Origin of the sequence: Streptomyces sp. NPDC005931 (assembly GCF_042871235.1) — a bacterium.
Taxonomy (GTDB): domain Bacteria; phylum Actinomycetota; class Actinomycetes; order Streptomycetales; family Streptomycetaceae; genus Streptomyces.
Window position 1 is genome coordinate 1 of sequence record NZ_JBIAIG010000036.1, and the last position, 8,618, is coordinate 8,618.

The 8,618-nt window shown below is 74.0% G+C and carries 5 protein-coding genes; 4 read left to right on the forward strand and 1 reads right to left on the reverse strand.

The genetic code is table 11. The features are described 5' to 3' along the window. Nucleotides 1–266: 266 nt before the first annotated feature. Nucleotides 267–740, reverse strand: a complete 474-nt coding sequence (locus tag ACFYOV_RS33585; RefSeq protein WP_389094397.1) for a carboxymuconolactone decarboxylase family protein — start codon at nt 738–740, stop codon at nt 267–269. A gap of 250 nt (nt 741–990) precedes the next feature. Here ACFYOV_RS33585 and ACFYOV_RS33590 point away from each other — a divergent pair, with 250 nt between their 5' ends. The 4 genes from ACFYOV_RS33590 to ACFYOV_RS33605 all read left to right on the forward strand — a co-directional run bounded on the left by ACFYOV_RS33590 (nt 991) and on the right by ACFYOV_RS33605 (nt 8,473). Continuing rightward, nucleotides 991–1,215 (forward strand): hypothetical protein, encoded by a 225-nt coding sequence (locus ACFYOV_RS33590; protein ID WP_389094399.1) that lies wholly within the window; start codon nt 991–993, stop codon nt 1,213–1,215. 583 nt (nt 1,216–1,798) lie between these two features. Continuing rightward, on the forward strand, nt 1,799–4,078 hold the full coding sequence (locus ACFYOV_RS33595; protein WP_389094401.1) for a catalase: 2,280 nt from the start codon (nt 1,799–1,801) through the stop codon (nt 4,076–4,078). A 185-nt stretch (nt 4,079–4,263) separates the two neighbouring features. Next, entirely contained in the window at nt 4,264–7,035 is a 2,772-nt protein-coding gene (locus tag ACFYOV_RS33600) for a hypothetical protein (protein ID WP_389094403.1), read from the forward strand. Nucleotides 7,036–7,267: 232 nt separating this feature from the next. Further along, a complete protein-coding gene (locus tag ACFYOV_RS33605; protein ID WP_389094405.1) occupies nt 7,268–8,473 on the forward strand; it encodes a glycoside hydrolase family 64 protein in 1,206 nt (401 codons plus the stop codon). Nucleotides 8,474–8,618: the final 145 nt, after the last annotated feature.

The following is an 8,618-nucleotide window of genomic DNA, read 5'->3' on the forward strand; positions in this document are numbered from 1 at the left end:
CAACCGCGTCGGCCACCCCCTCATTTTGCGCCCCCCGGGGGGGCCCCCGCCCCGGGGGGGGGGCGCCCGCCCCCCCCCCCCCCGCGCCCCGGGGGGGGCCCCCCCCCGGGGGGGGCCCCCCCCGCCGAGCTGCCTGCACCCTGCTGCCCGTCGTCCGTCGTCCGTCGCCCCTCGCCGGTCGCCCCTCGCTTGTCGCCCGCGGCCACGAGGGCGGCGGCCCGAAAGTCCCCGCGCCCGACGGGTATGCGGTCGGCGTGCCGCCCGGGTCAGCCGAACTGGCCCAGCTGGTAGTCGCCGGCGGGCTGGCGGTTGATGACGTTGACACGGTTGTAGGCGTTGATCAGGGCGATGAGGCCGATGAGAGCGACGAGTTGGTCCTCGTCGTAGTGCTTGGCGGCGTTCTCCCAGGCCTCGTCGGTGACCCCGCCCGCCGCGTCGGCGATGCGGGTGCCCTGTTCGGTGAGCTCCAGCGCGGCCCGCTCGGCCTCGGTGAAGACCGTGGCCTCGCGCCAGGCGGCGATCAGGTTGAGCCGCAGTGAGGTCTCCCCGGCCGCGGCGGCTTCCTTGGTGTGCATGTCGGTGCAGAAGCCGCAGCCGTTGATCTGGCTGGCACGGATCTTCACCAGCTCCTGGGTTGCGGCCGGCAGCCCCGAGTCCGACACCGCCCTGCCCGCCGAGTTGACGTGCTTGAGGAACTTGGCGGCCAGGGGGTTGGCGAAGAGGTTGACTCGCGCGTCCATCACGATCTCCTTGGTTCCGATTCGTGGTTACGTCCAACTGACGTATTCGGTCCGCGAGATGTGACAGCATCACGAATGTGACGCCCGTCTCGTCCGGCGTGGGGGTGCCGGCTGCTGCCGGACGACGCGACCGGGTCCGGGACCCCGCCCGCCGCGGGCCGGGCGTGAGGAGCCAGGATGTCCGGGAACAATGGGAGGGACGAGGGACGAAGGGTCGATGGACGGGCCCGGACGGGGGAGCGGAGCGTCGGTGAGCGAGCGTCAGGAACGTGACTGGACGGACATGACGCCGGGTGACTTCGACCGAGACGCCCCGCTGTGCCTGAACGTCGGCACGGGGCCCGCCGTCGTACCCGCCGAGCCGGACGAGTACGGCACCGAGCCGCTGTTCGGCGAGGAGACCCCGGCCCGGCGCCCCGGTCCGCGCCGCTCCCCGCGCCGGGCTGCTCCCGCCGAGCAGGAGCAGCTGTTCTGACGCCTGGCGCAGGGCGGCACGCCAGGGCGTCGGACACACGGCGGACGCGGGGGGCGGCACGGCCGCGCGAGGCCCGCCGGACGGCAGGCGGCGGGCGGGCCGGGCCGCAGAACCGTGCCGCGGCCTTCAGCGTGTCCTCGTCGGATCCTGACTTCCTCCCGCCACGCCCTCGGATCGCGCTTCCGTGCCGGGCCAGGTGTGCGCGGTCACGGCGCGGCGGGCGTCACCGCGTTCGGTGACGGCGGCGGCGGCTCGGGTGGCGGCGCGCACCGGACGCCCGGACAAGGCAGGGTGAGCGAGGCCAACAGGGCGGGGTGGCCCCGGTGTTCGGCGTGGGTCGGCTCCACGGCCTCGACGGTTCCGCCGTCGGCCGGGAGTCCGGCAACCCAGGTGCGAACTGTCCGGGGGGAAGCACGGGCTCGTGTCTCGAGTGGCGTGCTCTGGGTACGCGCACGGGGCGGCCGGGCCGGCGCGGGTGTCACCCCCTCGAGACGCGCGCCCTGCGCGAGGCCCCGCGGCGTGAGACATTGACGCACTGAATGCCCTCTTTTGGAGTGGTTTGTGAAGCGGAGGAGTGTCACCCATGAGTGAGGCCAGTCCCCTCAGGCGTGCGGCCCGGAAGATCACCGAAGGTCTCCAGGGCGATGCGGCGGGTCCCGAGGAGGGGATCCCCGGCAAGCCCGGACCCGAGTCGCCGTCCGTCGCCGAGCCCATCGAGCCCCGGGAACCCCTGCCGCCCAAGCCCGACCAGAGCGGTCCGGACACCGTGTCGCCGACCGGACAGCCCACGGGCGCCGACCGGGCCCGGATGGCGCAGTCCGGGAGCAGCCTGACCACGGCGCAGGGTGTCCGGTTGTACGACACCGACCACTCGCTCAAGGCGGGGCCGCGCGGACCCGTCCTGCTCCAGGACCATCATCTGCGCGAGAAGGTGATGCACTTCGACCACGAGCGCATCCCGGAGCGCGTCGTCCACGCGCGCGGTGCGGCGGCGCACGGGACCTTCCGCGCCTACGGCACGGCGTCCTCCGTGACCAAGGCGGCGTTCCTGGCCAAGGACGTCGAGACGCCGGTGTTCGTACGGTTCTCCACTGTCCTCGGCTCGCGCGGATCGTCCGACACCGTGCGCGACACCCGGGGTTTCGCCACGAAGTTCTACACCAGTGAGGGCGTCTTCGACCTGGTCGGCAACAACATCCCGGTCTTCTTCATCCAGGACGCCATCAAGTTCCCCGACGTCATCCACGCCGGCAAGCCGCACCCGGACCGGGAGATCCCGCAGGCGCAGAGCGCCCACGACACCTTCTGGGACTTCGTCACCCTGCACACCGAAGCCACCCACCACACCCTGTGGAACATGTCCGACCGGGGCATCCCGCGCTCCTACCGCATGATGGAGGGCTTCGGCGTCCACACCTTCCGGCTGGTCGCGCAGGACGGCTCCACCACCCTGGTCAAGTTCCACTGGAAGCCCAAGCTGGGCGTCCACTCCCTGGTGTGGGAGGAAGCGCAGATCATCAACGGCGTGGACCCCGACTTCCACCGCCGGGACCTCGCCGACGCCATCGAGGCGGGCGCGTACCCCCAGTGGGAACTGGGCATCCAGACCTTCCCCGACACCGCGGACCAGACCTTCGAGGGCATCGACCTCCTCGATCCCACGAAGATCGTCCCCGAGGAACTGGCCCCCGTGCAGCCGATCGGGCTGCTCACCCTCGACCGCAACCCCTCGAACTTCTTCGCCGAGACCGAGCAGGTCGCGTTCCACGTCGGCCACCTGGTCCCCGGCATCGACATCACCGACGACCCCCTTCTCGCCGGGCGCCTGTTCTCCTACCTCGACACCCAGATCACCCGCCTCGGCGGTCCCAACTTCCCTCAGCTGCCCATCAACCGCCCGCACGCCCCGGTCAACGACATGCTGCGCGACGGCATGCACCAGACCGCCGTGCACCGGGGAGTGGCCCCCTACCGCCCCAACTCCCTCGACGGCGGCTGCCCGTTCACCGCGGGAGCCGACACCGGCGCGTACGTCGAGAGCCCCGTGCGCGTACCCGAGGCGACCAAGGTGCGCGAGGCCCCGGAGTCCTTCGCGGACCACTTCAGCCAGCCCCGGCGGTTCTGGCTGAGCATGAGCCCCGTGGAGCGCGAGCACATCATCGGCGCCTACACCTTCGAACTCGGCAAGTGCTACGAACAGGCGGTGAAGGAAAGGGCCTTGCAGGTCCTGGCCAACATCGACCCGGAGCTGTGCGCCGGTGTCGCGGAGGGACTCGGCCTGCCCGAACCCAAGCCCACCGTGCCGCCGGCCGAGGTCGAACGGAGCCCGGCACTGTCCCAGGTGGGGCGGACCTGGCCCGCCGACGGGCGCATCGTCGGCATCGTCACCGGCCCGGACGGCGACCTGGAGGGCGTGCGCGCGGTGCGCGACGCGGTGCTCGCGGCGGGCATGGTCCCGCTGGTCGTGGCGCCGAACGGCGGCAAGCTCGGCACGGGCGACGAGGCGCTCACGGCGCAGCGCACCTATGTCACCGCCCGTTCCGTGGAGTTCGACGCGGTGCTGCTGGCGGGCGCGCCGGCCGTGGGCAACGACGCCTTCGGCGCCCGCGACGCCAAGGGCGTCCCCTCCGCCGCGCAGCGGCCGGCCACCGACCCGCGGGTCACCCTGCTGCTGTCCGAGGCCTACCGGCACGGCAAGGCGATCGGCGCCTGGTCCGGTGGCGAGGCGGCCCTCGCCTCGGCCGGGGTGCCGGTCGACGCGCCCGGTGTCGTCGTCGCCGACTCCGGAGCCGGCGCGCTGGAGCGGGTCAGCGAGCTGATGGGCTCGCACCGTGTCTGGGAACGCTTCAACATCCCGGTGTAGCAAGGCACTTCCTCGGGCGAGCGGACGGCCGGGACCGGCGGTGACCACGCCGGTCCCGGCCGTCGCACCGCTCCCGGGTCGCCGCGTCCCGCACGCAACCCCGCGCCCCCTCTTCCCCTCCTCCTGCGCAGAGGGGTCTCCGCACCGGGCGGAGCACCCGACTCGAGGCGCTGAGGAGCGGATCGTTGATACGCGCCCGCAAGACATGGGTCGCCGCGGCAGCGGCCCTGACAGTGGTGGGGTCGGCACCCGCGGTGGCCCAGGCGGCACCGCAGCCCCCCAAGGTCCCGCCCGCCACCGCACCGGGCAACGACACCGGTGACCTGCCGCCCGGCTGGCGGGTCACCGACGAGGGCAGCGCCCTGGAGTGGCGCGCACCACGGCGCATTCCCCCGGGCGACGCACGGGTGGAGTTCCGCGCCGGCGGCACTCTGCTCGGCGTACCCGAGCCGGACGAGGACGGCCGGACCTTCCGGCTGCCCCTGGACAACGCGCGACCGGCCGGACTGACGGACCTTCAGCCCGTCTCCGGCGGACGCCGGCTGGACCGGCGGGCCGAGGCGGACGGCGGACCCCAGCAGGCCGCGAAACTCCCGCCCAAGCTCCCCGCCGGGGCCGTCGACCCCGGCAGGCCCGGCAGGTTCTCCACGGTCACCGGGGAGTACGCGCTCGACCCCGTCCGGCTGCCCGGCCTCAAGGCCCCCGTGGAGATGCGCGGCGAGGTGGTCGCCCCCAAGGGAGTCACCGGCAAGCGCCCGATCGCGCTCTTCCTGCACGGACGGCACGCCACCTGCTACGTCCCCGGCAAGGGCGAGGACGAGGTCACCATCGACTGGCCCTGCGCCAAGGACGCCCGGCCCATCCCCAGCCACCGCGGCTACCTGCGCGACCAGAAGCTGCTGGCCTCCCAGGGCTACGTCACCGTCTCGATCTCCGCCAACGGCATCAACGGCCAGGACGGCGAGGCCGAGGACGGCGGAGCCCAGGCCCGCTCGTCGCTGGTCCGCTCCCACCTGGCGCGCTGGGCGGACTGGGCCGCCCGGCCGGCCGCCGCCCCGGCCGCCGTGCGCCGCGGCCCGAGGGCCGATCTCTCCCGGGCCCTGCTCGTGGGCCACTCGCGGGGCGGCGAGGGCGTCGACCGGGCCGCCATGGACAGCCTCTACCCCCCGCCGCCCGCCGTGGACGGCCACCCGAAGCCGGCTCGCTGGAAGATCCGCGGCACCGTCCTCATCGGCCCCACGATCTTCGGCCAGAACCCGGTCCCCGACGTGCCCTCGCTGACCCTCCTGCCCGGCTGCGACGGCGACGTCTCCGACCTCCAGGGGCAGGTCTACGTCGACGGCACCCGGGGTGTCAGCCGGGGCCGGGCCCTGCACAGCGCGGTCCACATGACCGGCGCCAACCACAACTTCTTCAACAGCGAGTGGACCCCCGGCCAGTCCCAGGCCCCCTCGAGTGACGACTTCTGGGACGACCCCGACGCCCGCGACCCGGTGTGCGCCAAGAGCGCCGCGACCCGGCTCACGGCCGACCAGCAGCACCGGGCCGGCGCCACCTACATCGCCGCCGCGGCACGGCTGTTCGTCGCCGGCGACGATCGGGTGCGCGAGCTCGTCGACGGCACGGGAAGGCGCGCCCCCTCGGCCGATCCCGCCCGGGTGCTGACGCACGCGGTCGGCGGCGGCCGGGGCCCCGGCCTCCTGCCCGACGACGGGGTGAGGGTGACCGGCGGGCGGCTGTGCTCCGCCGTCGACCCCGATCCCCGTGTCGCCTGCCTCGACAGGGAGAAGTCCCTCGGCTCGTCACCGCACTTCGCGCACTGGGCGCTCGAACGGGAGGTCGGCCGCGGCGCCGTCGCGCTCACCTGGTCCGCACCCGGCAAGGCGACCCGGATACGCCCCGCCCGGCCGGTCTCGCTCAAGGGCGCGAAGAGCCTGGCGCTCCGCCTCGTCGTCCCGCCGAACAGCACCGGCACCCGGATCGACGTGGCCGTCACCGACTCCAGCGGCAAGCGTGCCGTCCTCGGCAGCGTGCGTGCCGACGGCCTGCCCGGCAGCGGGAACACCGCGTCGTACTGGGCGCAGGAAGCGCGCGTACCGCTCACCGCGGCGGCCCGGGCCGGCGTCGACCCGGGCCGCGTCACCACGCTGGAACTGATCCCGCGTTCCCGCTCGGGCCGGGCCTGGCTGATGGACGCCCACGGCTGGCGGCCCGGCACGCCCGAGGTCCGGCCGGCCCCGCTGGCCCGGGTCGACGTCGGGCGCCTGAAGGTCGTGGAGGGCGACTCCGGCGTCCGCACCCACCGGGTGCCGGTGCGGGTCTCCGGCAAGGGCAGCGGCACGGTGCGGATGTACGTCCTGGACCCGGTCACCGGAGCCGCCCGGCACCGGCTGGTGACGGTGCGGGCGGGCGGGCCCGCCGTCGACGTGCCGGTGAAGGTGGAGGGGAACACCCGGTACTCCGGGGACACCTCCCACGACGTCGTGGTGAAGGCGGTGCGCGGCTCGCTCGTCGGCTCCTACTCCGGCGGCGTCCTGGTGGAGAACGACGACCCGATGCCCCGGATCGCCGTGACCCCGGTCGCGGACGAGGTCACCGAGGGGCAGCCACTGCGCTGGAAGGCCACCCTCTCCGAGCCCGCCGACGTCGACATGGCGGCGTTCCTGACGCCGACACCCCCCGCCGGTCGTCCCGAACTGTCCAGCAAGGACCTCGACCCCGAGTGGCTCCGGGAGATCCTGGGTGAGCTCCCCGAGGGCGACGTACCGCTGTCCCGGCTGGAGCACTTCGCCCTGTGGGCCGTGGTCCCCGCCGGCAGGCGGAGCGCCGAGGTGCACCTGCCCACGGTGGCCGACCGGGTGGCCGAGCCCACCGAGCACGTCGGCCTGCAGCCCAGGGACGAGACGGGCGAGCCGCACGGCCCGGCGGTGACCGGGACGGTCCTCGACAAGCCCTGAGCCGGAGCCGTCCGACGACCCCGGGTGCCGCCGGTCCCACGGAGGGACGGCGGCACCCGGAAGACGCCGCCGGGACGCGCCGGGGCACAGCGGTCCGTAGCCGCCGCCCGACCGACGTGCGTAGCGCAGTCACCGCTCCCCGGACTCATTGACAGGTCCGGACCAACGCGGGACGCTCTGAGAGCGCTCTCACCCCCACCGCGTCTCGACACCCGTCGAACGGAGACAGAGCATGCCCTCCATCCTCAGACGCCCCGCCACGGCCGTGGCGACCGTCCTCGCCCTGCTGCTCGCCGGCACACTGTTCGCGGCGGGCTCCGCCGCGCCCGCCCACGCCGCCGTACCGGCCACCATCCACCTGAAGATCACCAACAACTCGGGCCGCGGCGAACAGGTCTACGTGTACACCGTGGGCACCCTGCTCTCGACCGGCCGGCAGGGCTGGGCCGACGCGAGCGGCGCGTTCCACGCCTGGCCCGCCGGCGGCAACCCGCCGACTCCCGCTCCGGACGCCGCCATCGCGGGCCCGGCCCCGGGACAGTCGAAGACCATACAGATCCCCAAGCTCTCCGGGCGGATCTACTTCTCCTACGGGCAGAAGCTGGTGTTCAGGCTGACCACCGGCGGCCTGGTCCAGCCGGCCGTGCAGAATCCCGCGGACCCCAACCGCAACATCCTGTTCAACTGGGCCGAGTACACGCTCAACGACGCCGGACTGTGGCTCAACAGCACCCAGGTCGACATGTTCTCCGCGCCCTACGCGGTCGGAGTGCAGCGCGCCGACGGCAGCACGGCGAGCACGGGCCGGCTCAAGCCCGGTGGCTACAAGGGGTTCTTCAACGCGCTCAGGGGGCAGCCCGGAGGCTGGGCCGACCTGATCCAGACCCGGCCCGACGGCACGGTGCTGCGGGCGCTGTCGCCGCTGTACGGGGTGGAGACCGGCGCGCTGCCGGCCTCCGTCATGGACGACTACGTCAACCGCGTGTGGCAGAAGTACACGACCTCGACGCTGACCGTCACGCCCTTCGCGCACCAGCCCGGCGTCACGTACCACGGCCGGGTCTCCGGGGGCGTCCTGCACTTCACCGACGGCACCGGCGCCGTCGTCACCAGCTTCCAGAAGCCCGACGCCACCTCGATCTTCGGCTGCCACCGGCGACTCGACGCCCCCAACGACCAGGTCCGCGGCCCGATCTCACGCACCCTGTGCGCCGCGTTCAACCGCTCCACCCTGCTGACGAACCCGAACCAGCCCGACACCGGCGCGGCCGGCTTCTACCAGGACGTGGTCACCAACCACTACGCCCGTAAGATCCACGCGCAGATGGCCGACGGCAAGGCCTACGCCTTCGCCTTCGACGACGTCGGCCACCACGAGTCGCTCGTCCACGACGGCGGCCCGCGCCAGGCGTACCTGACGCTGGACCCCTTCGACTGAGCGGCGCAGCAACCCGGTCCACGCCGGAGGGGGGGCCCCCCCCCCCCGGGCCGGGGGGCCCCCCCCGGGGGGCGGCCCCCCCCCGGGGGGGCCCCGGCCCCCCCCCGGGGGGCCCCCCCCCCCCCCCCCCCCCCCCGCCCCCGTG

What these genes read in the sequence shown, in the direction of transcription:
- ACFYOV_RS33585 (WP_389094397.1), bottom strand. Translation starts at nt 740, where the DNA reads ATGGACGCGCGAGTCAACCTCTTCGCCAACCCCCTGGCCGCCAAGTTC.
- ACFYOV_RS33595 (WP_389094401.1), top strand. Translation starts at nt 1,799, where the DNA reads ATGAGTGAGGCCAGTCCCCTCAGGCGTGCGGCCCGGAAGATCACCGAA.
- ACFYOV_RS33605 (WP_389094405.1), top strand. Translation starts at nt 7,268, where the DNA reads ATGCCCTCCATCCTCAGACGCCCCGCCACGGCCGTGGCGACCGTCCTC.